This window comes from Anaerocolumna sp. AGMB13020 (genome assembly GCF_033100115.1).
Classification (GTDB): Bacteria; Bacillota; Clostridia; order Lachnospirales; family Lachnospiraceae; genus Anaerocolumna.
This window is the reverse complement of the sequence record NZ_CP136910.1, coordinates 4,716,532-4,741,602: the sequence shown is the minus strand read 5'-3', so window position 1 is coordinate 4,741,602 and position 25,071 is coordinate 4,716,532. Positions and strand designations below refer to the sequence as shown.

Annotated in this window: 30 protein-coding genes; 4 read left to right on the top strand and 26 right to left on the bottom strand. The window is 35.3% G+C overall.

Features of this window, described 5'->3' with window-relative positions:
- Positions 1–49 precede the first annotated feature (49 nt).
- The 11 genes from R2R35_RS19835 to R2R35_RS19785 form a co-directional block, all read right to left on the bottom strand.
- Complete coding sequence (locus R2R35_RS19835) at positions 50–2,254, bottom strand: DEAD/DEAH box helicase (RefSeq protein WP_317731559.1); 2,205 nt, start codon at positions 2,252–2,254, stop codon at positions 50–52.
- The gene (locus R2R35_RS19830; RefSeq protein WP_317731558.1) at positions 2,254–3,570 is read right to left on the bottom strand and encodes an ATP-binding protein; all 1,317 of its coding nucleotides are present in this window, start codon (positions 3,568–3,570) and stop codon (positions 2,254–2,256) included. Before R2R35_RS19830 ends, R2R35_RS19835 begins: the two co-directional genes overlap by 1 nt.
- Positions 3,571–3,572: 2 nt before the next feature.
- Positions 3,573–5,276 carry a TerB N-terminal domain-containing protein gene (locus R2R35_RS19825; RefSeq protein ID WP_317731557.1) on the bottom strand — a complete coding sequence of 568 codons (1,704 nt, stop codon included), beginning with the start codon at positions 5,274–5,276 and terminating at the stop codon, positions 3,573–3,575.
- A 114-nt stretch (positions 5,277–5,390) separates the two neighbouring features.
- Positions 5,391–5,951: an XRE family transcriptional regulator gene (locus R2R35_RS19820; RefSeq protein WP_317731556.1), complete on the bottom strand. Its 561-nt coding sequence runs from the start codon at positions 5,949–5,951 to the stop codon at positions 5,391–5,393.
- Positions 5,952–6,199: 248 nt separating this feature from the next.
- Positions 6,200–7,525 carry an MFS transporter gene (locus R2R35_RS19815; RefSeq protein ID WP_317731555.1) on the bottom strand — a complete coding sequence of 442 codons (1,326 nt, stop codon included), beginning with the start codon at positions 7,523–7,525 and terminating at the stop codon, positions 6,200–6,202.
- On the bottom strand, positions 7,522–8,814 hold the full coding sequence (locus R2R35_RS19810) for a radical SAM/SPASM domain-containing protein (protein WP_317731553.1): 1,293 nt from the start codon (positions 8,812–8,814) through the stop codon (positions 7,522–7,524). Before R2R35_RS19810 ends, R2R35_RS19815 begins: the two co-directional genes overlap by 4 nt.
- A gap of 115 nt (positions 8,815–8,929) precedes the next feature.
- A complete protein-coding gene (locus R2R35_RS19805) occupies positions 8,930–9,061 on the bottom strand; it encodes a hypothetical protein (protein ID WP_317731552.1) in 132 nt (43 codons plus the stop codon).
- A gap of 108 nt (positions 9,062–9,169) precedes the next feature.
- Positions 9,170–9,325 carry a hypothetical protein gene (locus R2R35_RS19800; RefSeq protein ID WP_317731551.1) on the bottom strand — a complete coding sequence of 52 codons (156 nt, stop codon included), beginning with the start codon at positions 9,323–9,325 and terminating at the stop codon, positions 9,170–9,172.
- Positions 9,325–9,894 carry a hypothetical protein gene (locus R2R35_RS19795; protein WP_317731549.1) on the bottom strand — a complete coding sequence of 190 codons (570 nt, stop codon included), beginning with the start codon at positions 9,892–9,894 and terminating at the stop codon, positions 9,325–9,327. Before R2R35_RS19795 ends, R2R35_RS19800 begins: the two co-directional genes overlap by 1 nt.
- Positions 9,895–9,943: 49 nt before the next feature.
- Complete coding sequence (locus tag R2R35_RS19790) at positions 9,944–11,212, bottom strand: M16 family metallopeptidase (RefSeq protein WP_317731548.1); 1,269 nt, start codon at positions 11,210–11,212, stop codon at positions 9,944–9,946.
- 147 nt (positions 11,213–11,359) lie between these two features.
- Positions 11,360–11,491 (bottom strand): 5'-nucleotidase C-terminal domain-containing protein, encoded by a 132-nt coding sequence (locus tag R2R35_RS19785; protein ID WP_317731547.1) that lies wholly within the window; start codon positions 11,489–11,491, stop codon positions 11,360–11,362.
- A gap of 235 nt (positions 11,492–11,726) precedes the next feature.
- On the opposite strand from R2R35_RS19785, the gene R2R35_RS19780 reads away from it, so the two are divergent.
- Positions 11,727–12,614, top strand: coding sequence for a substrate-binding domain-containing protein (locus R2R35_RS19780; protein WP_317731546.1), 888 nt, complete (start codon positions 11,727–11,729; stop codon positions 12,612–12,614).
- A gap of 294 nt (positions 12,615–12,908) precedes the next feature.
- On the opposite strand, the gene R2R35_RS19775 is transcribed toward R2R35_RS19780, so the two are convergent.
- Together R2R35_RS19775 and R2R35_RS19770 are read right to left on the bottom strand one after the other, a co-directional pair.
- Positions 12,909–13,733, bottom strand: coding sequence for a GNAT family N-acetyltransferase (locus R2R35_RS19775; protein WP_317731545.1), 825 nt, complete (start codon positions 13,731–13,733; stop codon positions 12,909–12,911).
- 40 nt (positions 13,734–13,773) lie between these two features.
- On the bottom strand, positions 13,774–14,565 hold the full coding sequence (locus R2R35_RS19770; protein ID WP_317731544.1) for a hypothetical protein: 792 nt from the start codon (positions 14,563–14,565) through the stop codon (positions 13,774–13,776).
- Positions 14,566–15,435: 870 nt separating this feature from the next.
- Between R2R35_RS19770 and R2R35_RS19765 the strand changes: the two genes are divergently transcribed.
- Positions 15,436–15,585, top strand: a complete 150-nt coding sequence (locus R2R35_RS19765) for a hypothetical protein (RefSeq protein WP_317731543.1) — start codon at positions 15,436–15,438, stop codon at positions 15,583–15,585.
- Positions 15,586–15,680: 95 nt separating this feature from the next.
- Here the strand turns inward: R2R35_RS19765 and R2R35_RS19760 are convergent, their stop codons facing one another.
- The 8 genes from R2R35_RS19760 to R2R35_RS19725 form a co-directional block, all read right to left on the bottom strand.
- Positions 15,681–16,040 carry a hypothetical protein gene (locus R2R35_RS19760; RefSeq protein WP_317731542.1) on the bottom strand — a complete coding sequence of 120 codons (360 nt, stop codon included), beginning with the start codon at positions 16,038–16,040 and terminating at the stop codon, positions 15,681–15,683.
- Between the two features lie 61 nt (positions 16,041–16,101).
- The gene (locus R2R35_RS19755; RefSeq protein WP_317731541.1) at positions 16,102–16,686 is read right to left on the bottom strand and encodes an EcsC family protein; all 585 of its coding nucleotides are present in this window, start codon (positions 16,684–16,686) and stop codon (positions 16,102–16,104) included.
- A 645-nt stretch (positions 16,687–17,331) separates the two neighbouring features.
- The gene (locus R2R35_RS19750) at positions 17,332–17,880 is read right to left on the bottom strand and encodes a hypothetical protein (RefSeq protein ID WP_317731540.1); all 549 of its coding nucleotides are present in this window, start codon (positions 17,878–17,880) and stop codon (positions 17,332–17,334) included.
- Between the two features lie 14 nt (positions 17,881–17,894).
- Positions 17,895–18,233, bottom strand: coding sequence for a hypothetical protein (locus R2R35_RS19745; RefSeq protein ID WP_317731539.1), 339 nt, complete (start codon positions 18,231–18,233; stop codon positions 17,895–17,897).
- 11 nt (positions 18,234–18,244) lie between these two features.
- Complete coding sequence (locus tag R2R35_RS19740; protein WP_317731538.1) at positions 18,245–19,195, bottom strand: hypothetical protein; 951 nt, start codon at positions 19,193–19,195, stop codon at positions 18,245–18,247.
- Positions 19,195–19,563, bottom strand: coding sequence for a hypothetical protein (locus R2R35_RS19735; RefSeq protein WP_317731537.1), 369 nt, complete (start codon positions 19,561–19,563; stop codon positions 19,195–19,197). Before R2R35_RS19735 ends, R2R35_RS19740 begins: the two co-directional genes overlap by 1 nt.
- A 379-nt stretch (positions 19,564–19,942) precedes the next feature.
- Positions 19,943–20,152: a hypothetical protein gene (locus tag R2R35_RS19730; RefSeq protein ID WP_317731536.1), complete on the bottom strand. Its 210-nt coding sequence runs from the start codon at positions 20,150–20,152 to the stop codon at positions 19,943–19,945.
- Between the two features lie 71 nt (positions 20,153–20,223).
- The gene (locus R2R35_RS19725) at positions 20,224–20,469 is read right to left on the bottom strand and encodes a hypothetical protein (protein ID WP_317731535.1); all 246 of its coding nucleotides are present in this window, start codon (positions 20,467–20,469) and stop codon (positions 20,224–20,226) included.
- Between the two features lie 88 nt (positions 20,470–20,557).
- Between R2R35_RS19725 and R2R35_RS19720 the strand changes: the two genes are divergently transcribed.
- Positions 20,558–20,857: a transposase gene (locus tag R2R35_RS19720; RefSeq protein WP_317731048.1), complete on the top strand. Its 300-nt coding sequence runs from the start codon at positions 20,558–20,560 to the stop codon at positions 20,855–20,857.
- Entirely contained in the window at positions 20,854–21,759 is a 906-nt protein-coding gene (locus tag R2R35_RS19715; protein WP_317731047.1) for an IS3 family transposase, read from the top strand. The genes R2R35_RS19720 and R2R35_RS19715 overlap by 4 nt, the downstream gene beginning before the upstream one ends.
- Before the next feature lie 18 nt (positions 21,760–21,777).
- Here the strand turns inward: R2R35_RS19715 and R2R35_RS19710 are convergent, their stop codons facing one another.
- The 5 genes from R2R35_RS19710 to R2R35_RS19690 all read right to left on the bottom strand — a co-directional run bounded on the left by R2R35_RS19710 (position 21,778) and on the right by R2R35_RS19690 (position 24,971).
- Positions 21,778–22,485, bottom strand: coding sequence for a sigma-70 family RNA polymerase sigma factor (locus tag R2R35_RS19710; RefSeq protein WP_317731534.1), 708 nt, complete (start codon positions 22,483–22,485; stop codon positions 21,778–21,780).
- Between the two features lie 688 nt (positions 22,486–23,173).
- Entirely contained in the window at positions 23,174–23,500 is a 327-nt protein-coding gene (locus R2R35_RS19705) for a hypothetical protein (protein ID WP_317731533.1), read from the bottom strand.
- Positions 23,442–23,708, bottom strand: a complete 267-nt coding sequence (locus R2R35_RS19700) for a hypothetical protein (RefSeq protein ID WP_317731532.1) — start codon at positions 23,706–23,708, stop codon at positions 23,442–23,444. The genes R2R35_RS19705 and R2R35_RS19700 overlap by 59 nt, the downstream gene beginning before the upstream one ends.
- A 14-nt stretch (positions 23,709–23,722) precedes the next feature.
- Positions 23,723–24,547 carry a hypothetical protein gene (locus R2R35_RS19695; RefSeq protein WP_317731531.1) on the bottom strand — a complete coding sequence of 275 codons (825 nt, stop codon included), beginning with the start codon at positions 24,545–24,547 and terminating at the stop codon, positions 23,723–23,725.
- Between the two features lie 55 nt (positions 24,548–24,602).
- A complete protein-coding gene (locus R2R35_RS19690) occupies positions 24,603–24,971 on the bottom strand; it encodes a hypothetical protein (protein WP_317731530.1) in 369 nt (122 codons plus the stop codon).
- Positions 24,972–25,071: the final 100 nt, after the last annotated feature.

Here is a 25,071-nt window from a genome sequence, read left to right as displayed (position 1 = left end):
CCACCTTTTCATTTCTTAAAAGATAAAATCAAACATCGCTTTCTTTAAATCATAACATCGCTTTCTTTAATCCTTCAAAATCAAGAAAATCTTCAATGAATTGCTTACGAAGAAGCTCTGGTGGAATGAACTCATTGTACTTCCCATCAATCTGCACCTTATCAGGTAATGGCAGGTCATAAAGGTTAAGCTCACGATGAAGGATATCGTATATGACATTACTGAGTTCTTCTTTTGTTCCCTCAAATATAACCTCAAGATAAACACAGGTAATCCAGGGATGTTTACTCTTTATTTTTCTTTGCCGTAAAGCGTAATTCAAGGTTATTAGTTGTCTTGTTCCCACCCAGGGGAAGACAGCATATTTTCTGTCTGATAATGGGGTAACGAGATTATCAAGGATTCCGCTGTTTCGGGCAATGTATTGAATTTCAGTTAATCTTTCCCGGCAGCGGACACTTAAATAGGGATACGAATCATTCTCTTTTAAAACACTGCGTACCTTACGGACAAGAACGGTATGAAGTTCGGCATTAAAATCCACATTCCAGTCCACCACCGATACACCGGGAACTCTTTTTACAAAGATAACCTTCGATTTCTCATTTACATCCACGGTCTCCCATGCGATGCCTGCCAAAGCAAAGCGGGTACCCACCGGGTAAACTTTATCCACTGTACCTATGGTGCGGTTTTCATCTTTTACAAGGAGATATTCTGGTGCCAGGAAAACCGTCAGAAATTTATGACTGTTTACAATCTTTTCGCCTTCACGTCCGATAATCAAACCACCATGCTCCGTACGCTGCAGTTGATCTATGTTGATCATATGGGATAGCAGATATTTATAATCCTCCTGAGGGATATTTTTGAAGCAGCCCAAGGTCAGAATCGACTGGGCAAGTCCTGCCGGAGACATCTCACCATTACTTTTTAAGCAGCTCATCGTCTGGTGATACAAAAGATTATAGGCATGATGGGCCGGCGGGATGGGCTCCATCCAGTGATCTTTAACATAAAGCTCGATGATGCTGATAGTCCGTATAAATTCCCAATTAATAGGGCCTAGAATATCTGCGGAATTTATTCGTATACTCTCTACAAAGGTAAATAGCAGTTGAGGAACCTGTCCACGTCTTCCGCACCGGCCTAAACGCTGCGCAAAGCTGGAGACATTGAGTGGTGCCCCAACCTGAACTGCTTGGTCAAGGGAACCTATATCAATTCCAAGCTCCAGTGTAACCGTTGCTCCCGTCACAATCTTTTCATCAGCAGATTTCATTTCATCTTCTGTGTTTTCCCGCAGCAGAGCCGAAACATTACCGTGATGAACCCGATAAACATCCGGGGCTTTATTCTTCAACGCAATTTCTCTTAAATGAGCAAGTACAAATTCCGTCTCCTCCCGGCTGTTGGTGAAAATTATCGTCTTTTTATCCAGGGTTTGTCTGAAAAGGTATTCGTAATGCTCTCTGTCGCCTATATCTCCGGAGTTGACATCGACGACCTTACCGCTTCCGTCTCTTGTTATAAGATCCCGTTCTTCCGCATAATTTACAAACCGTTCGATATGAAGCCTGATACGCTTCTTTCCTTCTTCCACAATGGGAGCAGCACATTCCCGTCCCGTCCCCATATTCAGCCAGTTCTGCGCCAGGGAAACGTCTCCCAAAGTCGCAGATAAGCCTATACGCCTTGGATTTACGCTTGTCAGTTGTTTCAGTCGCTCAAGAACACAGAGCAGCTGCAAGCCTCTCACATCCCTCATAAAGTAATGGACTTCGTCGATGATAACAAACCGCAGATCAGAGAACAAGGACAGGCAGGCGCTACGTTTATTGGTAATCAGACTTTCCAATGACTCCGGTGTTATTTGCAGCAGCCCCTCCGGATTTTTAATAAGCTTATTCTTTTGAGTCTGCGATGCATCGCCATGCCATTTCGTAACGGGGATGTTAGAATCAAGGAGCATCTGTTCCAATCGTTTGAACTGGTCATTTATCAAAGCCTTAAGAGGTGATATGTACATGACCCCCACTGAGCTTGACGGTTTATTATATAATTCAGTAAGCACCGGCAGAAAGGCTGCCTCGGTCTTACCGGAGGCAGTTCCGGAAGACAGCAGCAGATTGTCATCCGTGTCAAAAATAACCTCACAGGCAGCCACCTGGTTACCGCGTAGTTCTTCCCACTTGTTTTGATAAATAAACTCTTGTATAAATGGCGCAAGCCTGTTAAAAACATCCATACTCATTATACCTCAAATTCTTGGAATTCACTGTGTATGACTTCGTCCGATACCCCGCCTTTGGCCATTTCAAAGCTATTGTCACCTAATATCTCAGAAACACTTTTCTGTGGATTCTGATGCAGGATATTGATTAATTCAATGAAGTCCCGGATAATTTCACGGGGAGTAATATGTGTCTGGGCTCCCACACGATTATATTCTACCGTTAAGAAATAAACCAATTCATCGTGGGATAAGGTCGAGGTGTAATTGTAGAGCTGTGCATGAATGTTCATAAGCTTCTCCACCAGCACATACATCTCCTCCTGTGACAGCATCTGCAGTCGGATGATGGGTGCTGACAAATCCTTGACATCTGCGGTAGCAAAATGCCCCTCCGCTAAACGTGAACGCAGAGCTTCATAGCTGAAGACACCTTTATATTTATCCTCGATGCATTGAGGTGTTCCCCCCATAAGGAAGCCGATATGGCTTGCTTTACCTTGTAATACATCATTATACATCGTAAGGATTTTCTCATAATTGTTTGCTCTGGTGATGGAGTTCGGTATTTTAAAGATATTCACCAGCTCGTCTATAATCACAAGCATTCCTTTATACCCGGCTCCTACCAGAAATGCGGCAAATATCTTTAAAAAGTCGTACCAAGTCTCATCATTGACAATAAAATTGATTCCCAGCTCCTCTTTTGCCTCTTTCCTGGTGGGATATTCTCCTCTAAACCACTTGAGAACATTTGATTTCAGTGCCGTATCATCCTGTTTATAGGCCTTCCAATAAGTGACCACAGCCTTAGCAAACTCAAAGCCATTTACCATTCCTTCAAGAGAACCTGCCACTGCATAAATTTGTCTTTCGACCTGATTGTCAAATTCCTCTTCACTGACAGAAGACTGTGCCTTCACATTTGCCTGAATACCAGAAATCCATTTTTCAAGTATCAGAGGAAGGGCACCTCCATCCGGTTTTGATTTGGTAGAAAGATTCTGAATCAACTCTTTATAGGTAGCCAAACCCTGGCCTTTCGTGCCGGCAAACCTGCGTTCCGGCGAAAGATCTGCATCCACAACCACAAAACCCTTTGCTGTGGCGTAATTTCTTATTGTCTGAAGCAGAAAGCTCTTACCGCTGCCGTATTTGCCAACAATGAAACGGAAAGACGCACTGCCCTCCTCAATCATTTCAATATCATGCAGAATAGCAGCAATCTCCTGGGTCCTGCCCACTGTGATATATTCAAGGCCTACTCTTGGCACAACTCCGCCCTTTAAGGCGTTTATTAATATGTTTGCTATTCTGTTCGGTACCTGACTTGCCATACTCATCCCACCAATTCCTTTACTTGTTCTTTATAGTCATCGTATAAAGCGAATTCATCGTCTAAAAGGTTATCACCAATGAAATCTATGGCTTTCTCATTGATTCCATCCGCAAGAACCTCCAGCATGATTCCACACTCATCCGCATATTTCTTTAACTCTGTCTCACCCTGAAGCACTACAGACAATGCCTTTATTTCAACATCGGACAAATGCTTCTTTAAACTCTCCCAAGGACTATCTATGTGCACCGGTTCGGTATCAGACGGTGGTATAGAAGGCTTGTCCTCCCTAACAATATCAAATAAACTAAGCTGTTTTGGAGCAGGGATTACGGGAATGATTTCCTTTTGCTGCTCCGGCACAATTAATTTTTCCTGTGTGAGAAGAGCTTCCTGTTTGATTCTTAACAATGCAGCCTTATCTACTATTACCACTGTCTTCGTTTCTTCTTTATAGAATTCCTCCACTGCACTGTTTACCATTATTTCAAGGGATAAATCAGCTTCCTTTAATTTGGTAAGGGCTTCATGTGCTACCGTATTGATATTTGCTGTCAGCTTAAACTTATAATTTGTAGCTTTCCTTAAAGCAACTTCCATCTGCTTTATTATATAGCCAATCAGCTGACGACCACTTTCAGAAGTTATGACCTTGCTGAAGGCCCATTTATTACCGCTGCATATATATATTTCATTTTCTGACAGCACGATCCGCCTGTCTGCCTGCTTCCTCCAGGGATAAAATAATGCGTCCCTAAACGGCTTCCATTCCGTCATTTTCTTTGTAGCCTGAAAGATTTCTTCCTCAAAGTTGATTCCGCTATCTCCAAACCTTTGCCTGAGCTTATGAATTACAAAGTAGAAACAGTTCTTAACCAGCTCTACTTTATCCTCTGTAAAATAAGTTGATTTCCTTATATCGTACTTTGAGATAGAACAGAAGAGATCAAAATTATCCTCTGTATCCGTCATTTTCGGATAATACTCCTCAAGCTTGTTGGCTTCAAGGAATTCCTTAAAGGAATGAGAAAGTTCGTAGTAAATATGATAATCCTTCAGCCACCTTAGCACATATCTGTCGATAGATTTATTATAAACAGCAAAAGCCCTCCAAAAGGACATCAGTTGATCAAGTCCTTCCTGTGGGTCCTTCACTCCGATATTGCTTAACAACTCGTAAATATAAAGAAAGACGTATGACAAAGAGATATCAGCGACCTTCCCTTTTCTGACTTCAGTTCGCCAGGTAAAATAAGTCCGGAGCTGTTCATATCCCATCATCTGATAATATGGAAAGTATTGCGAAAATTGTGCAATTTCAGAATAATCATCTGTAAAATCTTTCATAAATATACCTTGTTTATAAAAGATTCTGGCATTGTCAAGCTGAACCCTTCTGTCAAAGAATCTGGTATGATCATAGGCGGAACCCTGCGTTCTTGCGATTTCTCTCATCTGACCAAACAAATCCCGTTTTTCATCCTTTTTCGGTTCCTCTATTTTTTGAGACTTTAATACAAATCTGCCAACCCCCGGCATAGGGCACGTATCATATTCAATCTCATAAAACGGGCTTTCATCAAAGGAAACGGATTCCTTGATTTTTGTTTGAGACAACTCTTTCGCGGCTCTGTCTTCCTGAAACTGCCGCCGCCCGGGGATCTTAAATGAATCATATTTTTTATCTATATCATATTCGTCCATAATTCCTCCCTGAAAAGTTGTTCTGAATAAGATTCCTGCTTGATTTACTTTCTGCAATAAATATCAGGATCAGTGTCCACCATATTTAATACATATTCTTAAAATGAAGCAGGATTATCCCACAACCTTTCCGAATATCCTAAAGTCATCCTTCTCACGAATCAAGATAGGTTCATAATCAGGATTTAATGATATCAGGGACCCCTTCCCAAGCTTTTTTAAATACGTATTATTGTTTAAGCAGAAGATCCCGATCTCCCCTTCCTCCAGAGCAGGCTGCTCATGGATAAAGATAATCTGTTGATCTACAAAGCGGGGAATCATGCTATTTCCGCTCACTCTTACAGCATAATCGGCCAAACCTGGAACTGTATTGTCAACCTCTATCATCCCGTAAGACCCATCATCAAGATAATTACCGTAGCCGGCAGAAACCGGTATGTCATATAAGCGCAAGAGCCTTTTGTCGACGAAGGCCTGCCGTATGTCCTTCACCTGGCAGATATCGCAAATAGCAAAGAATGCCTCTATGGTAGGCTTCGACACTCCGCTCTCCCACTTACTGATTGTATACGTTTTTACGTCAAAACCTTTTTCTTTTAAGAGTTCAACCATCTGTGCACGCGATATCTTAGCAGTCTCTCGGACTTCTAATAATTTCTTTCCCAAGTTCATGTTGAACACCTCCAATATAATTATTATATATCGTTTTTTATGAAATACAATCATAAAATTGCAGTTTCTGCAACAAATCATTATTTCAAATGCAGATTTTGCAATTAGGATTGACTATTGAATAGACTACTATTCTCCTTCCAAGCTGCTGCATAGCAGGGAGCATAATTCTAGCGAAGTCAAAAATCGCTAATCCTTCAATTCAAAAGGATTAGCGACCGCCCATAAAATCTTTCATATAATTACAATCAGGATATTTCTGTATTAACAATTTCTTCGCCAATAATGACTGCTTCTTCCTCAATCACAAGCTCTCTTCCACTATTTCGTTTTTCTTCTGCCAGTAGTGAATGCCTAAATAAAAATGCAGTAATTGCAAGAGAAAACGAAGTTAAGAGTATAGTTATATAGCTTGGCATATGGTCAAGTAATGATCCAAATAATATTTGGCCAAGGGGTACTGCACTCATAGCTGCCATTGTTTGGACGGAGTTCACTCGGCCGTACAGTTCCATAGGCGTTTCTCTTTGCTTTATGGTTGTCAAAGAAATATTAATTATACCAATAATTGCAACCACTAATGCGCCAATAAATACAAGCAATATAAAAGGAACTGTAGTTCCAGTAAATAAATCCATTATAAATTTGCTGGTATTAAAGGCAATGAATGTAATTAAGCCTCCCAATACAAACAAGCCCATATAGAATATCTTTGACAACTCTAGCTTCTTTAGAAGTTTACTTGCAATGAAAGGCCCGACAAGCGATCCTGCTACAAATACCGTTTGCTGCATACCAAGCTGAACATCGCTTACTTTAAGTACCATTTTTGCCAGATAAACAAAACCGATGCTCATCATGGGGTTAAGGGTAAAGTTAATGATAAATGCACATATCAGCATTTTTCGAAGTAATTTATGATTCACTATAAATTTTACACCTTCTGCAAAATCCTTTTTAAACAAGGCAAATGTGAATTTAATATTTTCTCTCATCACTTGCGGAACTTTTACAAACAACTCCATAAACGAAACACAAAAGAAGCTGACAGCATTTAATAATAGTATAATGGGAAGCCCTAATAAACCGTATAATGCTCCTGCAAGCATTGGCGAAATAATACTAGCTGTACTCATAATTACAGAAGACAGTGCGTTTGCGTCCACAAGTTCGTCTTTTTTCATGATGGACGGAAACACTGAATTGATTGCTGGACTATATATCGACGATATAATTGACAAAATAATAACCCCAATATAAATATACAGCAGCTTAATACCAGAGGTAATTGATAAAATATAAAATAATGCTGATACGATTCCACTTAATATGTCCAAACATACTATAATTTTTTTTCTGTTAATCCTGTCTATAAATACTCCGGAAACAGGTCCTAAGATCAGCTTTGGAATAACAGAAACAGCTAGAACCGAAGCGAATTTCCCTCCGGATCCGGTAATTGAAAGTACATATAGAGATAGGGCAAAGCTTTGCATACCTGAACCTATAGATGAAATGTACTGGCCTCCCATCAGCAATGCGAAATCTTTATTTCTTAATAATCTTATATTCATAGCATATCAACCTCTTGAATTCTGTTATGCATTAAGTCACTATAGTAATGTAGCTTACTTCTTTCCTCCATACTGATACCTTCACCGCTTTTTCCGATGCAAATACTATTATTTTTATATCTTTTATATTTACATGAGGCAGTACATGCTGGAAGTTTGATGCAATCCACACATTTATCATTGTCTAAAGCAGTTACTGTTTTCATTCTATAATATAGATTCTGGTCTTTTATTATAAACTTTCCTTCCTCATTGATGTATCCCAGACTGTATCCTTCTTCGGCAGCATGGGAACACGGAATTACTGTACAATCCGGTGCTATAGAAAACCCATTTACAATACAGGCAGGACATACTTGATAATTATTTTCGACATTAGAATAATTATAAGTTTTATCAACTGACTTTTTAAGCAGTTCATATAAATTCAATTTGTCTTTTGCTTCAAATAAATTACTTAAAGCTATCTCAATTCTGTTTCTGTGTTGTTCCGGAATGATATCAAATATCTCATCTATATGATTGAAATTTTCTTCGTCTATATTGATTCTTAGTACAATACTGACATCAGGATTCTTATTCAGGAGATTAATGATATTCTCTTGAATTACTTTATATGTACCCATCCCGTTGGTTAACGGTCGCTTCTTATTGTGATATTCCTCCAGACCATCTATCGTAATTTGTGCTTTTGTTATATTCAAGTCTTTAAATTTATTTATTACATCCTCATTTAACAAATAACCATTTGTAGTAATGTGAGCATTATATCTGCAGTTATACCTGCTGCATATACTTTTGAACTGCTCTGTTAATTCCGTTATTCGTTTAAATTCCATCAGCGGCTCTCCGCCAAACCAGGATACATACAAATAACTGGCGTTTGGTGCAATATTCTCAATATATTTAACTATTTTTGCTGCTGCAGCATCATCCATAATATTTTTTTTATGTTCCTCATAACAATAAACACATCTGAAGTTGCAATCCAGCGTAGGAAGTATACATATACTATAAACCTGATTGTTAAACCTTACTCTATTTTCTCTGAACTTAATAATCTCAAGCTCGTCGGTGTTATCTTTAATTATCATCTGTTTATGGATCATTTTCTTTAGTAATGCAGCGTCCTCCACACCATAGGCTCCCTGATTCAAATTATCAAGCAACCCCATAATATGTTCATGCTTATTACTATCATAAATAACATAATTTCTATTTAAATTGTTATATATCATTTTCTTGCTCTTATCAATTGTTATATTTACATTGTACTTTGATGATTTCAAGTTCTCCCCTCCAATCAGTATTAGCCATTTTAAAAGTTTTTTCTTCATTGAATAAGGGAAGTGCAAGCCCATAATAAACTTTTCACTTCCCCCATTGATTATGTATTATTTTATTTTAGCAACATAATACCGGACCGTTACCAGGTGCAACAAGATCCTCTTTCATAAGACCTGCTTCTTCTTCTTGCTCAACATTTAAAGTTTCCTCATTTACTACTACTTCTTTAATTTCCTTGTCTTTATCCATTCTAATCACCTCCTTATGGAAAATTTACTTTAAAGGGCATATATCTCCCTGTAAGCCGTTTGTTATTACTGTTTAACATTCTGATACGTATCATCGGGTAAGGCTTTACTAATTATCTGTACCAATACCAATATTGTATATCTCATAGCCAACTCCCGGTCTTTCCTCAGGCGAATCAACATCTACATTCGTATTTGTTATTTCAATTTCTCCCTCTTTCTTGATGTCATCTGATATAATCTTCTTTCCAACCTTTTCTTCCATCATTCTTCCTCCTTCCCAGCTTGATTTAATTCCATGCTATAGGGTGCCAAAACACTGATAAACCCATAGGTCTCCGTGGCATCTTCATTCTCAAGACTCTGGTATTTTGCAAATAATTCTTCCAGATCTTTTTTAAATCCCTTCATCGTTTCATCATCTGTTTTAATGAAATATGCCTTTATTTTGTAAGTCTTATCACCATAATGATTTATATTTTTAATAACCTGTCTTGTCAATGATGAAAAGTGCTGCGCAGACAACTCAATGTCCCTCTCTCTGTTATTGTTATCATTTACATTATTATCTTTAAGATAGTTCAGTATATCTATATCCTTTGAAGCCAACATATAGACCTTTTCCATCTTGCCGTCATTCACTGACATGCTTTTTATAGCAACCAATCCGGCATTTATCAGCCTGTTGATATAGAGCTGAAGAGAAAATACCGGTATATCGAGTTCTCTTGATAATTCTCTCGCCGTTTTGCTGGTGGCAAGCAAACTCAGTATTATATCCAGTGCGTTTCCTTTTAGGATATCTTCCTTCAGACTATCTTTTTCATCTACCATTGACATCTCATATATACAAGATATATCATTCAATACAATCACTCTCCAGTCAGTTGATATTTAAAATCGGTACCAGTTTGTCTATGTTGCAATTTCCTATTACTGCCACAGAAAGATTATCACTTTTTATTATTTCTGCAGCAGTACGATTAAGACTTTCCAGTTCAACTTTCTCTAAATTACGCAATTCCTGTTCCAGGGAATAGAGATGTCCAAAGGATCCACATTTCCCAAGGAATTTTAATTGCGATGTTAAATTACCTAATTCAAGAAGCCTTGAGGTTCTTAATATCCGCTTTGCCCTCTCCAGCTCCGTTTTGCTAAAACCGGACTCTTTTGCTTTCTGAAATTCCTCTATTGCCAATTTTACAACTTCTTCTACTGATTCCTGTGCACATACTGAGGTAAATGAAAAAGTTCCTTTGTTTTCATAAAAGCTTGTAAAAGTTCCCAGATTATAGGCTAGTCCTTTCTTGACTCTTATTTCCTTTACAAGTCTTGACTCCAGACTTGTATCGCCCATGATCTTTGATATGACATCAATATTTATCCTTTCTTTTTCCGTATAACCGCCTGTCCTAAAACCGATAGCAATAACGGTATTTTTGCCTCCTCCACTATTGAAATAAATTCCCGGTTCACTTTCCACTATCTCGTTATATTCCCTTGTACTAGTATCTTTCCAATCTGCAAAGTTCTCTTCTACAATTTTAAGCACATCCTGGTACTCAAGTTCACCGACAATCACTAGTGTTGAATTTTCCGGTGTATATGCCATTTTTATTATATTTTCCAAATTTTCATTTTTGCAATTTTTTATGTTCTCGATATTTCCAACTATGATCCTGCCAACATCCATATCCCCCCACAGAGCCTGCCCAATCCGTTCCTTAATCTGTCCAAAGGAGGAGTAAAAGGATATTGCTTCCTGTACGACAACTTTTTTTTCATTCTCTAATAATTCTTCCGGAAATGATTTATTCTCAATTACAATACTGGCAAGTGTTTTGATGCACTTCTCAAGTGTATCTGACAATCCTGTAAAATAAAAAGACGTATTTTCTTTTGTAGTGCCTGCATTATAGATAACCCCCTCTGAGGTTACCTCTCGCATCAGTTCTTGAAATCTGGAATTTCCATGATTGTCCATATTAATCATTAGATGCTCCAGCAAATGAGACTGACCACTCGTATTTGCATCTTCATATTTACTGCCCTGCCGCACCCATATGCCACATGCTATGGTCTTTATGTTCGGTATCCTATGTATTACAATTCGCAGGCCATTTTCAAGATAGACATTCAGAATATCATACATTGAAATCTCTCCTATATCTCCGTCAACTAAATATAATCTTACCGTCACATATATACCAATTGACGTGATCTATAATTTAGCCACCAAATTGATCTTATATATCTATTATATTCATCTCACTGGATAAATATGACAATCTATTAATTTTTATACTAAAAAAATATTATTGCCACTCTGATTTATGGCATTTATATTGCCACCACCATTGGTAATGACAATATCTGCACCTGTTGCATCCCGAAATGCATCCGTTACAAAATCACCCCAGGTTCGTTTCACCAGTTCTTACAAATCTTAAAAGATATGAGTTTTGAATTCTACATATTATAGTAAAATCTCCGCAAACTTTATTAGCCTCATAACAATTTATCCGTGGATGGAGGAAAAGATGCTAAAGAATCGCACGCACGGTCTCACACAATGAGTTAACAATTATGATTGGGAATAGATTAGCTATTAACGAATATATTTAATAAAATACTCTATATTTTTTACTTTTTAAAAGAGGTTAATTATGCATATAAGAAATAAATATACAAATATGCTTATAAGACTATCTAACTTAGAGGATTACAATATCTACTATATATCCAAGGACAAAATCAGTAATTTCTGGTTTATCATTAATCAAGGAATCAATGATATGGCTAGCTTAGTAGGTGCTAGTTTTATTTGGGATGCTCCTCAGGAAAGATCTGTAAATAAGCAAATAGAAATAATAACGAATGCCGCAAACAACGGTGCAGATGCTATGCTAATAGCTGCTCTCGATCCTGTAGGAGTATCCAGTGCAATAGAATATGCAAAATCCTTAGGTGTAAAAATTATATATCTAGATACTCCTTCCACTGAGAAAGGCATTGTAACACTAGCAACGAATGATTACATCGCTGGTGTTACTGCTGGTGAAAATATGATTATTGAATTGGCAGCCGCCGGATATAGACAAGGCACAATAGGAATTGTTAGCGATTCCATAATGAGTACAAATACCAGAGATAGAGTTAATGGTTTTCGTAGTGTATTAGCTACTAATAGAAATTTCAAACTGCTTAATACTCAATTTGGTCCTAACACAGCAAGTGCATTAATAATAGCAGATAGTTATATTGCTAATAACCCGGATTTAGTTGGAATATATGGTACCAATGAGGATACAACGATCGGTGTTGGGTATGCAATCAGTAAAAGTAGCATTCCAATAGTTGGAATAGGATTTGATTTTCCACCTGAAACTGAGAAATTGATTGAGAATGGAAGCTTAAAAGCGGTTATGGTACAAAATCCATACACCATGGGATATCTTGGAATGGCACAAACCATAGCAGCTTTAAAGGGGTTTGACACAGGACCACCCTATATTAATACTGGGGTATCCGTTCGAACAAAGTATACAAATTAATAATTTTATGCTAGAATTCGAGACAAAAAAGAAAAAACAAACAAAGGCATTATAAAAATAAGAAACTCATGAAATATACAGACCGAAAATAAAATTGTTAATTCGTTTTATAAGGCAATAGCAATTTAGACGCAAACGGAGTAGGAGAAAACTTTACGCGCCTATGGCGCGCAAAAAAATAGGAAGTCCTATAAAAAGGGCTTCCCAGGCAAATTCCCATAACTGGATACACTTACATGCCCTGGAACAATCTCTTTATCAATAACCTAATGTTGAGGGCGGAGTACAACTTCATCAGCACACGTAAGTATGTTCTGCAAAAGAAGCAATCTCAGCAAAACCATTTCTTTCATATAATTTTTTTGCACCAGAATTTGATTTTGCTATTCGAAGTCTTATCTTATCCATGGATTTGTTTGAACTCATAGTTCTAATGCAATGTGCTAATATGTATGTTCCGTAGCCATGATTTTGGTATCTTGGTCTTACAACTAAATCTGTAATATAGTTTTCTTGAATAATATATGCACCTACCAATTCCCCGCTTAACCAGAACGAACAGATTTGATTATGTTTATTCAAAGTATCAAGTTTTTGTTGAAATTGCTTTTCATTTAAAGCATAACTATTTATTTGCCAACCATTATCGAGGTTCATCTGATAATATGCAGTATCAAATAAATCAATAAATTCCTTTAATTTGCTATTATCAAAATTTCTTTCTACTAAATTGCAATTAGTTAATTGTGGTAAGTTTTCATCCTGATATTCAAGGTGGTATCCTTCCATATCTGATTTAAAACCTAAATTTCTTACTAATTTAATTATCTTGGAATTATTCCCCCATGTATTAAAGCATACCTCTTTTGTTATATTTTCAGAAATGTATTCATTTGCTTTTAGCTTTATTAATTCTAAAACATCTTCTATATTATCTTCATTAAGAAAATAAGTATAAAAAATACAACAATCTTCATTGTCAACTTTTATGAATACACCTTTATTATCTAATGAATTTAAAGAATATAACACTTCTACATTTTTTATGGAATTGGCTACATATTCCTTTGCATGGGGGGATATTCTTTCAATTAATTCTAATATTTCATCTTCAGACATTATGTTAATCGTTCCTTTTCAATTCCGGTAAATTTTATTACTATTTGGTTATTTTAGTTAATTCAGGATTTATCACCCCAAGATTATCATCAAGAGTAAGTATATAACTAGGAATTTTACTATTTCCGTTATATATGTAAAAATCAAGAAGGCTACCATGCGTTGTATATGAGTTGCTATAATATGGCCGCTCTGATTTATCATAATAGATAGCTGATGAACTCCTATAACTTCCCGCTATGAAAGAATTAACAGTAATACGTTTAGAAGTTAATTTTCCATTTTTATCATAACTAAAATCCATTACTACTAATTTTTCTGTTTCGTTACCACTAAATATACCTTTTGATGTATAATTTATAAGTCTCTGCTTTTTATTAATAAACTTGTAGGTTTTTTCTTCTTTATAGTTTGAAATTTCTTCCGTGTAGGGGTTAAACTTTATATCATTTCTAATTGGCATAAGTGAATATTTATCATAAGAAAATCCTTTTTGAGTATTATAGGAATCTATTTCAAATCCAAATGGATTGCTGTAGTAATATGAAATCCCACACCCTTTTTTTGTTTTTTCATCAAAATATAATTCGACGGCTAATTTGCCTTCATCATCATAACCTTTATAAAAGGGTTTTTTATTGTTTACTCCATACTTTTGCAAAAATTTACTTTCCGTAGTAGTTACTATTTTATTTGCATTTTTATCCCAGTAATCTATACTAGTTTCAGCGCTAACATTTTTACAATAAATAGTTAGTAAACTTAATACTACTACAATTAAAAAGGATAAATTTACTTTTAAAATTTTATGAAACCATGTTTTGCTATTCATTATAACCTCCCTTTGTTAAACAAGATCCATCACAAGCTTCAACTTTATCCATAACAGGCAGAATATACTGGTTACAAGGCCAGAAGTTATGACCCTTTCTAAACTCGCACTATTACAAACCGTTATTTCTTCGCTTTGATAATCAATTCCATTATGTAATTATTCAAATTTCCTTAATTATACTTTTATTGATACGTAAAGTCAAATGCAGCACCTGCACTTTTATTGTATTTTACATCTCATCTGGTAGGAAGGCGTATATAGATGTGAAATTCGACGAACTTAAAAGTATATTTACAGAATACGACAAAGCACTAACTGCCACAAACTTTAGTACGGCGTATCACACATATTCAAAATACAAATGTAAATTGATTTAATACACCTAACAAAGTAATTATAGCCTACGATGGAGTAATTTCGAATCCAACAAGGCTTTATGAACTTTTGAGTACATAAAAGGATATTGCACACACCTGCACACATGTTTTTAAGCAAAAAAATCGCTAACCCTTGTTTTATAAGGATTAGCGATACTTTTCAATTAAGCGCGAGACGGGATTCGAACCCGCGACCCTCGCCTTGGCAAGGCGAAATACTATGTATATTAATCATTACTATTTACTATAAATCACAGTAAAATCAATGCTTCTATTCGTTTACTGGTTATATGTTCTAGTATTTCTCACAAGCCTAAAATGGGTAAATTGACAAGAAAAAGGACAAGAAAATTGTGATATGATATGCTCTTTCCCCTTCGATTTTATTCTTTTAATATTAATGTAATTAACGGTTTATATGTAACAAGGATTGACAAAATATCCTTTGTAAATCATACTAATTTTATATTGAATCTAAGGAGGTTATTTTATGAATTTTCCATCAAATGAAGAATTCGACAAATTATCATTTGACGAAATGAAGAAAGTCATAATTGATATGCTGCACGAGGTTGATGAAGAGGACATGCCCGAATTATATGCCGAGATAAAAGATGCATATGACAATTGGAAAAAATAATATATGACTTTCAATAAAAATCTATATAATAAAACCACCGACAATATGCCGGTGGTTTTATCAGTTGCTAAGTGAATAGAATAATTTATTTACTCCTACCAAATAATATCACTAAAGAACACTGCGAATATTAGTACAAATTTAGTAATTACCTTAAATATATGTTCGCTACTGCCTTCACTATGTATATACTTTGATATACTATAAACTGCAGCAAGTATTAGACTTATTGTTAATACCATAAATAAAACTGTTAAGAATATATTTAATCCAACTTCACCTATATGGTCAATTATATAAAACGTTTTATCTAGTAGTCCTGAAGGTAAAATTAACTCATACTTGTAATTTTGCTTTAGAAAAAATAAAACAATATCTATAAAAGTTAAAGTTAAGAACACCCAAAATTCACTTGCCTTAACAATAAATTTCCCTATTAATCTTGTTAACCTCATTCTTTTTCTCCCCTTTTTCACTAGTAGTGATCTTTAGTTCATTGCCTTTAAATTATTCATATTACTGTATTTTACCTTCTATAAATATTTTAATAGCTTTATCCGCAATTACTTTGGTTCTAGCTATATCTACACCCCCACCAATTACCCCTCCAACTAAAGGTACTAATTTTACAAAATTAATTACTCCTTTTTCTCCAAACTTTGTTAGAAATCGAAATCCAACTTTTTGATTAATTTTTGTAAGTACCGCTCCAGGTATTTTTTTAATCATATTAACGGTAATTTTTTCACTTATATTTATACCAGCTTTTTTTAGTATGTCAGCTGCTGCACTCCCGGTTAAGCATACATATGCCAAAGTTTGTACCTCATCATCCGAAGGGTCGTATCCACCAATATAAGCGATGCATGCAATCATTCTTAATTGTATATATATAACACTTGATATATTGGCAGGTATTGCAATAGGCAATGTTATCACACCTCCCAGTCCAGTAATAAAACCTGATGTACCACACTTAGCTATTTGATTAATTTTCAACTTATCAGCTGCTATATATGGATCACGATATTTTGTTAAATATTGATCTGATAAATCATAAACAGACTTAACTAGTTGGTAGTCCTTGTAGAGCTTTTTCATAACAAGTATCTAATAATAGCTTTATTTTTCTTTCTTCCATTTAATATACTCCATGCCCTATTTTTTCCACTATTATACACCAATTTTCTATAATCGGCAAGATTAGACTCTGCATATTATTAACTGTATTTTTATTTTCACAATATGGATCAACTATATTATTTGCAGTTTAATCATATCCTCAGATAATCAGGCAGAAAGAAATCTCCCCTACCTAAAATTCACATTGGATTTATTCATAAAATGAAAATAATGTAATCAAATACACTTTTTTCATTTTTAATAATTTTGCAATAGTTACAGACCGTTAGTATATGCTTGTATATATTCAATCTGTAATTCTATACTAATGTTGCTTGGAAAATATAAGAAACTGTCAGTGCCGGAAGTATCCTGGTTAAGTGCCGTACCCATACGTACAATTGAAGATTTAGAAAAGTGGAATGACAACAGGGTTTCAACATCAATAAAAATTGCTTATTCTTTAGGTGTAAATTTAGAGAAGTTATGCAGGAATAACATATATAATATACTGAAATTATTATTTATCAAAAATATAACCACAAAAATCCCTCAGACCAATGTTCTGAGGGATTATATAATTACAACATCAGAAATCAAAATAACTTAAAAAACTGGTAGTGATTAATTGCATACATCTGCTTTAACATCATATTGATAAAGCTGTTGTAATATTTTGTATTTATATGTATCCGGGAGATTTTTTAAGTTTGAAACAATAAACTTTTTATTAAAACTGCTCTCGATATTGACAGTGAAATTATCACAATACTCTTGTATTATCCTCCCTAAAGATCGAGATAAATCATCATTGAATACTTTTGTAGCAGGAAGCAAAATGTGTTTTACTTGATAAAAATCATCATAAAATTCATCGATAGCTTTATTATACTCACTGTGTTCCTTTAACTTAGTCTTAGTTAATGATATCAATTTATTGTTTTTATCAAAAAATTCTTCTACAGCTACAACTGAACGTTTTATAACGATCTCAGAGTACCACAATTCTTTACTAGCAACTAGCCTTTTATTATTATCTGCAACTTCTTTTTCACTTGATTCTTTTTTTCTTTCCGAATTCTCAGACCTAAAAATCTTCCATACAACAAAAATGTTTCCAGCACCAATTATGGCTTGTATTATTTCTGAAATATATTCCCAGTTTTCTCGCATTGGCATTCACTCCACTAGAATTCTTTTAATGCATCATCTATTCCTTCATCAATGTTCCGTTGTAAAGCATCTTTTAATTCTTTTCCATCAGCATAGATAAAATTATATTTTTCTAAAAATTTTTCTCTACCAAGTTTGATTATGCTAGTTTCAAATAACCCTCCAAAATATGAAGAATTAATAGATACAGTATCATCAGGAAATATCATATTATATTTGTTATCATCTTTATCCTTAGAATCCAAATCAATTAAATCCCTGACTTCAATTCCCAAATCTCGCCCTGAATATATTTTTGATCCTTCTGACTTGTGATTATGCATATTAATTTTGTTTATTTCGTTAATTTCCATAGCAAGCTCCTTTATTCTGCAAAGGTTTGAAGATACTTTCCATCTAGATAAAACTTTATTGAAATAACCGTTCCTGGAAAAGTCTCTTTCATAATTCTAACATTGTTACTATCTGCAGGTTTATATATGTCATTATCGTTATTAAAAGCTATTATCTTTCTTAAATTGTTACCCATTATATTATCATTAAACAAAACATTATCCAAACTATACTTATTACTAAACTTTATGTTTATATTTCCTGAGGTTATTGATAAATCTGGTTCTTTACCAGGTTTTGACATTCCTATCGTATATAAGCTTTCCATCAATCTAATAGTTCCTGTACCTCTCTTTTTATTTCCTGGATTATTCCTATCCTTAAGCCTGCTTATTCCTTCTTGAAGAGATAGTACAGTATACATAGCATCTTGATTCCAGTTTGCCCCATAATTTGGTTTATGTATCTCATTCATTTTATTTAATAAATCCTTTATTTCGGCAGTTGTCTCTTTTGATCTTATTCTTTGGCTTATAGAATCACCGAAATTGAAAATTGCTAATTGAAATTCTCCACATCCATCTTCTTTCATTTCATAATGTCCTATAGTATACCAAATAGAGTTAACACCACCATGTATTTCACAGTTATTGATCACCTCTCCAAACATCTTTCCCATATAATTACCGGCATCTTCTGTCAACATATATCCTTGCGTTTCTAGACATCTGTCAAAATATTCTTTTAATTTCGTTGCCACTGTATCTGATTTTCTGCTATTGTTTTTACCGCTTTGAGCTTTGAATAGTATAAGATTTTTGTAATCTACTATGGTATCAGTGTATGCGTTTAGATGTTTTATGATACCGCTGGCAATCAAAACATTCTTAATTGGACCTTTACCATGATATTCACCACTAAATGATATATCTTTTTTTATCTTCTGTCTATATGTTTTAATGCCTACTACTATAACATCCATTACAGTACTTGCAGCAATCCTAGCTTTTTACATGCGAGATGGTCAAAAGATAATTCATTAATATTTAAATTCGTACCAGCTCTCAATATTTCTCCAAATTTTTCAATAACTACTTCAGGATTTTCAGAAAACGCAAAAATTGTTGGTATTTTTATGTTTGCTTTATTGCCCTTTATTCTTTTTTGAAAAATACTATTGCCAAAGTTAATTTTCTTTAAAAAGTTAATAACATCAATACAATATTCAAGTTCTCTTCGTTGACCACAACGATTTTCGTTCTTCTTATTCTTCCTTTTTAAGGATCTCATAATTTTACTTAATCTATTTACTTCGTATTTTTTCTTCTTTCTTTTTCTCTTCTCGCTCATAACTTCCCCACTATACGTCTTTGAATATGTCATATCTTAACATTAATTGTATACAAATACAATATTTGCATAATAATTTAATATTTTGTACATATTCTCCTAATATATAGATATCTTATAAGCTAAACTATAATTAATTTCCTTTTAGTATATTATCTATTACATGCTGCCAGCCCTAAAGTGTTATAGCCAAGTTATTCTTTTAGCATAAGCATTCGGTTCAATACGTTAATATGTATATTGTTGCCCGTTTCCTATATATCCTTCAGCAGATATAAGTAAATCACACCCCTTTTAGCACTAGGCTAATTGTCTTAAAAAACTAAAGAAATAATATTTACCATACTATAGCTTGGTGCGTACTATTGGTATAGCGTTATTATGATTCCTTACTCCTTTTTCCCAGTATTACATCCGACCTCCAATCAAAATACAAATTGAAAATTTCTTTTCGGTCTCTCCCTAATTCACTGCTAATTTTACATGCATAATCATTTATTAACGGTAATGATTTATCAATTGGTAGCTTTTTAAGTCCATTCTTGTTTATGTAATCCTCCATTTTTAAATATATTTCTTCGTCAGTCACTTTTAAAACACCTCCATGCCGACAATGTTATCATTCATTTTTGACATTTTCAATATATGCCTATGATAATTTTACTTAATCCATCCCATTCGCTTTGCATATTTTTTTTCGTCGTATGTCAATATGTTCTCATTTCCTGCTGCAATGATTTTTTCTAAAAGACCTACATTTAAAGTACCATAATCTAGCATTCCTAATTCTTTGCCTATCTGCCTTATTTCACCTTTTTTTCTTAAGAGATTAATATACTTCCTTATAACGCTATTTACATGCTTATAATCGTCATTAAGTAGCAAGGCTATGTCATTAGATGTCATATTGTCCTGATGTTAGCATCTAATTAGTACAAAACAAAATGAGACAATCCCTTGAAATAATGTATAATAACAAGAGGAGGAACTCATTATGCCAAGAAAATCAAAACAACACACTAAGCAGTTCAAGTTGGATGCTATCAACTATCGCAAGGAACATCCTGATCTTACACAGGTTGAATGTGCCAAGAATCTCGGAATTGGTATAAGTACCTTAGCCAAATGGGAGGCTCAGTTCCGTGACCATGATGGTGACATTCCCGTTAGAGGTTCCGGTAACTACGAATCAGATGAACAAAAGGAAATCGCTCGTCTCAAACGTGAGCTCCGTGACGCTCAGGATGCACTTGATGTGTTAAAAAAAGCCATCGGCATTCTGGGGAAAGATTGACAGAAGCTATCTATACCGAAGTTTCTGCCAAGGTAGAGGCATCTAAAGTCACAAAACGCCGAGTCTCTACTTCCGGAATGCTGAAATTTTTAGGCGTGTCTCGCTCTGGATATCATGCTTTTCTGAACCGAAAAGTCTCTTCCACCAAGCAACGTAAAGAGGCTGTCAAAAAGGAAATCCAGAAGATTTATGATAGTTCAAAACAGAATTACGGCGCTCCTAAAATCACCAAGGAACTTCGCAAATCTGGGGAAACCATTGCCCAGCGCACAGTAGGTAAATACATGCGTGAAATGGGTATCAAAGCTCAGTGGATTAGACCTTGGACCACTACAACCAGAGACTCTGATTTCAGTGATGAACTTCACAACATTCTTGATGAACAGTTTAATCCAGAACGCCCTAATGCTGTCTGGTGTACCGATATCACTTACATTTGGACACAGGACGGATTTGTCTATCTCAACTGCGTTATGGACTTATTTGCGAGAAAGATTATTGCCTGGACTCTTTCTGATACTATGGAAGTGTGTTCCGTTATCGAAACAATCAATAAAGCAAAAGCTTGTCGAGACACCGATTTTCCTTTGATTATACACTCAGACCGTGGTAGCCAGTATGTTTCTAATGCCTGGCGAGAAGCCACTGTAAATATGCAACGAAGTTATTCTCATACTGGCTATCCTTACGACAATGCCTGTATTGAATCTTTCCATTCTCTCATCAAACGAGAATGGTTGAACCGGTTTAGTATTCATAACTACAACCATGCATATAAGCTTGTTTTTGAATATATTGAAGCCTTTTATAACACCGTCAGAATACACAGCTATTGTGATTATTTGTCTCCAGACGAATATGAAAAACTGTATGAGAGGGCTAAGTCTCTGCCTGCTGCTTAACATGCAGAACTTCTCATTTTAATTTGTACTAAATCTTGACATAGGACCATCCTTATATTTTATTTTTAGGATCTGTAACGCTTTTTCATCCTTCAACTCTTCTTTTACTATCTTCCATAATTCTGAGTATAGCTGCTGCCGACTTAGTCTTTCTGTAACCTCGTTTTCTATATCTACTTCACTTGCTATTGTGTCGATTATTGTTAATTCAACGTTATCACTTCCAGGTAAGGGAATATCCAGACTCTTAATTTTACTTTGAAACATAAAACGTTGCAGCTGCTCCACTGCTTTTTCTGATACACTTAACCAGGTTGCGTACTCCTTAACAGAAGGTTGCCGGTTATACTTTCTCAAAAAACATGATGTTGCCTGGTTATATTGATAAACCTGTGCTTGCTTATGTACCGGTACCCGGACAGCCTGTCCGCAATTCTCCAGGTATCTTTTTACTGCTCTTTTTATCCAGTAGGGAGCATATGACATAAACAGCACTCCTTGACCTGTATCATAGCTCTCTACGGCTTTTAAAAGACCGAAATAAGCTTCATGCATCAAATCTTCGACTTCTATAATTGAAGTGTTGTTATGGTCACTCTGACAAGCGTAACGGTATCTTTTAACAACTGCATATATCATGCCTTGATTCTGTATGTAGAGCTGCTCCATGTTGTTCTTTTTATCAATCCCTAGCTTTATTAATTTAATTAGTTCTTCATTGCTCATACTTTTCCCTCTTGCATTTCTCACAGATCAGCATAAAAATGTTAATATGCAGGAAAGAAAGCCTTATTTTGCGTTTTTTTCTACCGGCATCCCTCTGCTTGTCTTATTATCATATTTGAATTCCTCTATACTCTCATATTGCGATTTTCGGGATAAAAAAGATAATTTCCCCATCATTTGATAGACTAAATTCAAAAAAATCATTTGGCGAACAGTTTTATAACCTCCGTTCGCCAAATTGACATTTTCTTAATCCACTTAAAACCAAAATCAACACGCACTTTTTTCTCAATATCGACGTCGAGAAAAAACAATGAGGAACCCATATATTTACTGCGTTAACAACTGTTCATATTCAACTTGAAATTATCCGTCGATTTGCATTGTTTTTACCTCTTTTTATCAAATTCTTTTTCTTCAAACGAACGAACGACCCGAAAAAAATTTTTTGCGTCTAGATAGATTATGGGCTCGCAAGCACCGCAGGGAAATTTTCTCTCTGGAAGTACCTTTTGATTTCCTACGACTGGTCAGCTTTATAATAAGATAATTTCTACCTTTTGAAACGGCCTACTTCAAATCACTCTTACGATCTATATGATATTGGCAGCAGTACAAGTAACTCCCCTGCTGCCGGGCTGCATCTTTTCATGATACTACTAAGTATTAAGATATCTCTTATGCTGCTTTATATATCAGTAATATCAGCATTGTTTTTATCAATGTAATAATCAGCTGTGACCTTCTTGCATTCATCACCATTTATATTGGTGTTAATGCTATTGAATGTTAGTCCTTGTCCCTCGCACCATTTAGTTGCATCTGACAGCTCCTTGCCGTTTCTACAAGTCCAAAGTATGAGCTGCCCTCCATCCTCCTGGATCTCCTTTAACTTCTCTATTGTACTTGTTATAGGTTCTCCTATTTCTGGATAGTTGTCTTCACAAATAACACCATCAAACTCCACCGCATATATTTTTCTCTTCTCTGCTACTTTCCTCCTGCTGCCCCTCACCCTTTCCAGCCATAGCAATCATTTGGGCAATTCTCTGTGTTTCTACTGATAGTGGGGATTTGTTCTGATTTCCTGATTTGAATTCCCCCTCAGTCACTACCCCTCTAAGAATTTCAAATCTATCCCTCTCTTCTTTGGTAGCACCGTTATGTGGCTGTGCTATCATGGCAGCTGCTGCCATTTCTTCTTTTGATAATCTGTAATCCATTCCTTTATACCTCCTTATATAGCTCCTCTTGGTCTTTCCTTAAGTATTACTTGTTCTTTGATATCAGGCACTTCTTCACCTAATTCTTTTAAAAGCTGTCTACCTGCTATTGTATTTTCAATTCCTGCTGTAGTACCATCTACAAATCTTCTCTTTGCTTCGTTATCCGTTCCGGCTCTATGACCTTTTACATCAATTAGGCCATGAATATTCTCATAAAATTTCACACGTTGTGCACCTTCATGTGTATTCGGAATAAGAGAGGTAATACGTTCTAATCCAACCATAAGAGCCCGCATCTTCTTTATTTCCTCTTCTTTCTCTTTGATGATTTCCATTAATTCGAGTCTGCCAGCTTCTCCAATCTCTTTTCCTCTTGTATACTCCTTATATGCTTCTGAAGCTTCAATGTACAATTTCTTATCCCCGGAAATTGCACTATCTGCAAAAGTCTGAAGCTTTTTCTCAATCTTAAAAGCCTCTTCGTTTAACTGATCTATCTCATTTTCCAATAGTCCGGCTTTTTCTTCATCACCATATGCAATAGCCTGCGCCATTAACTTTCCTTTCTCATTAGCATCAGTGACTTTATCCGCATATTGATTCTTTAATTCATTAACCTTAGTCTGCATTCTTGAAGCCTGAGTATTGATGTTTTTTTCAAAAGTATTTGCTTTTTCCTGGTAAACAGAATGCAATTCTTTGATTGCTTTAGTTATTATGTCAAAATTAGATTCTGATAAAGCAAGAAAACCGTCTTGTTCAACTGCCTTTCTTACTTTTGCTCGCATCTGTTCTTTTTCTCTTTCTGTGACTTCCTTTGAAACTTCTCCGTTCATGTGTGTTATCTCCTTTATTTTGATTTTTTGATTTATATACCATAAGCTCAATGCTCTATGTATTTTTACTACTTTGGATACTTCCCCATATATATGCTTTGCCCAGAGCTACAAAAGGACTTTCCGTTGTATCTCGTATAACTCTTAGAATATCTTTTTGCTTTACTGGAAAGGGAATACTTTCAATTTCTCCTAGTTCCTGCCTATATGCATTTACCATGTCATTTTTAGCTTGTGTCACTTCTATTCGATTTTTCATTGACTCATTCATGTGAGTTATATCAAATAAAAGAAGCTCTTCTTGTTCTTTGTCAATTTCAGTATAATCACTTAACTCTAAAAGCTTGTCTATCTGTTCATTAACTTTGATGATACCTATATTATTTAAGTGATACAGTTTTCTTATAATGTCTGCCATTTCCATGAATTTACCTCTATATTTTTCTTAAAAATGCACCTTTTACTCAGTCGCGCCGGCGCGATTATTCCAGCCGGCTGGAATTGATTTAATTCCCTGCTGCAAC

What these genes read in the sequence shown, in the direction of transcription:
- R2R35_RS19835 (WP_317731559.1), bottom strand. Translation starts at nt 2,254, where the DNA reads ATGAGTATGGATGTTTTTAACAGGCTTGCGCCATTTATACAAGAGTTT.
- R2R35_RS19830 (WP_317731558.1), bottom strand. Translation starts at nt 3,570, where the DNA reads ATGGCAAGTCAGGTACCGAACAGAATAGCAAACATATTAATAAACGCC.
- R2R35_RS19825 (WP_317731557.1), bottom strand. Translation starts at nt 5,276, where the DNA reads ATGGACGAATATGATATAGATAAAAAATATGATTCATTTAAGATCCCC.
- R2R35_RS19820 (WP_317731556.1), bottom strand. Translation starts at nt 5,951, where the DNA reads ATGAACTTGGGAAAGAAATTATTAGAAGTCCGAGAGACTGCTAAGATA.
- R2R35_RS19815 (WP_317731555.1), bottom strand. Translation starts at nt 7,525, where the DNA reads ATGAATATAAGATTATTAAGAAATAAAGATTTCGCATTGCTGATGGGA.
- R2R35_RS19805 (WP_317731552.1), bottom strand. Translation starts at nt 9,061, where the DNA reads ATGGATAAAGACAAGGAAATTAAAGAAGTAGTAGTAAATGAGGAAACT.
- R2R35_RS19800 (WP_317731551.1), bottom strand. Translation starts at nt 9,325, where the DNA reads ATGGAAGAAAAGGTTGGAAAGAAGATTATATCAGATGACATCAAGAAA.
- R2R35_RS19795 (WP_317731549.1), bottom strand. Translation starts at nt 9,894, where the DNA reads ATGGTAGATGAAAAAGATAGTCTGAAGGAAGATATCCTAAAAGGAAAC.
- R2R35_RS19790 (WP_317731548.1), bottom strand. Translation starts at nt 11,212, where the DNA reads ATGTATGATATTCTGAATGTCTATCTTGAAAATGGCCTGCGAATTGTA.
- R2R35_RS19780 (WP_317731546.1), top strand. Translation starts at nt 11,727, where the DNA reads ATGCATATAAGAAATAAATATACAAATATGCTTATAAGACTATCTAAC.
- R2R35_RS19775 (WP_317731545.1), bottom strand. Translation starts at nt 13,733, where the DNA reads ATGTCTGAAGATGAAATATTAGAATTAATTGAAAGAATATCCCCCCAT.
- R2R35_RS19770 (WP_317731544.1), bottom strand. Translation starts at nt 14,565, where the DNA reads ATGAATAGCAAAACATGGTTTCATAAAATTTTAAAAGTAAATTTATCC.
- R2R35_RS19765 (WP_317731543.1), top strand. Translation starts at nt 15,436, where the DNA reads ATGAATTTTCCATCAAATGAAGAATTCGACAAATTATCATTTGACGAA.
- R2R35_RS19760 (WP_317731542.1), bottom strand. Translation starts at nt 16,040, where the DNA reads ATGAGGTTAACAAGATTAATAGGGAAATTTATTGTTAAGGCAAGTGAA.
- R2R35_RS19755 (WP_317731541.1), bottom strand. Translation starts at nt 16,686, where the DNA reads ATGAAAAAGCTCTACAAGGACTACCAACTAGTTAAGTCTGTTTATGAT.
- R2R35_RS19750 (WP_317731540.1), bottom strand. Translation starts at nt 17,880, where the DNA reads ATGCGAGAAAACTGGGAATATATTTCAGAAATAATACAAGCCATAATT.
- R2R35_RS19745 (WP_317731539.1), bottom strand. Translation starts at nt 18,233, where the DNA reads ATGGAAATTAACGAAATAAACAAAATTAATATGCATAATCACAAGTCA.
- R2R35_RS19740 (WP_317731538.1), bottom strand. Translation starts at nt 19,195, where the DNA reads ATGGATGTTATAGTAGTAGGCATTAAAACATATAGACAGAAGATAAAA.
- R2R35_RS19735 (WP_317731537.1), bottom strand. Translation starts at nt 19,563, where the DNA reads ATGAGCGAGAAGAGAAAAAGAAAGAAGAAAAAATACGAAGTAAATAGA.
- R2R35_RS19725 (WP_317731535.1), bottom strand. Translation starts at nt 20,469, where the DNA reads ATGACATCTAATGACATAGCCTTGCTACTTAATGACGATTATAAGCAT.
- R2R35_RS19720 (WP_317731048.1), top strand. Translation starts at nt 20,558, where the DNA reads ATGCCAAGAAAATCAAAACAACACACTAAGCAGTTCAAGTTGGATGCT.
- R2R35_RS19710 (WP_317731534.1), bottom strand. Translation starts at nt 22,485, where the DNA reads ATGAGCAATGAAGAACTAATTAAATTAATAAAGCTAGGGATTGATAAA.
- R2R35_RS19700 (WP_317731532.1), bottom strand. Translation starts at nt 23,708, where the DNA reads ATGGATTACAGATTATCAAAAGAAGAAATGGCAGCAGCTGCCATGATA.
- R2R35_RS19695 (WP_317731531.1), bottom strand. Translation starts at nt 24,547, where the DNA reads ATGAACGGAGAAGTTTCAAAGGAAGTCACAGAAAGAGAAAAAGAACAG.
- R2R35_RS19690 (WP_317731530.1), bottom strand. Translation starts at nt 24,971, where the DNA reads ATGGAAATGGCAGACATTATAAGAAAACTGTATCACTTAAATAATATA.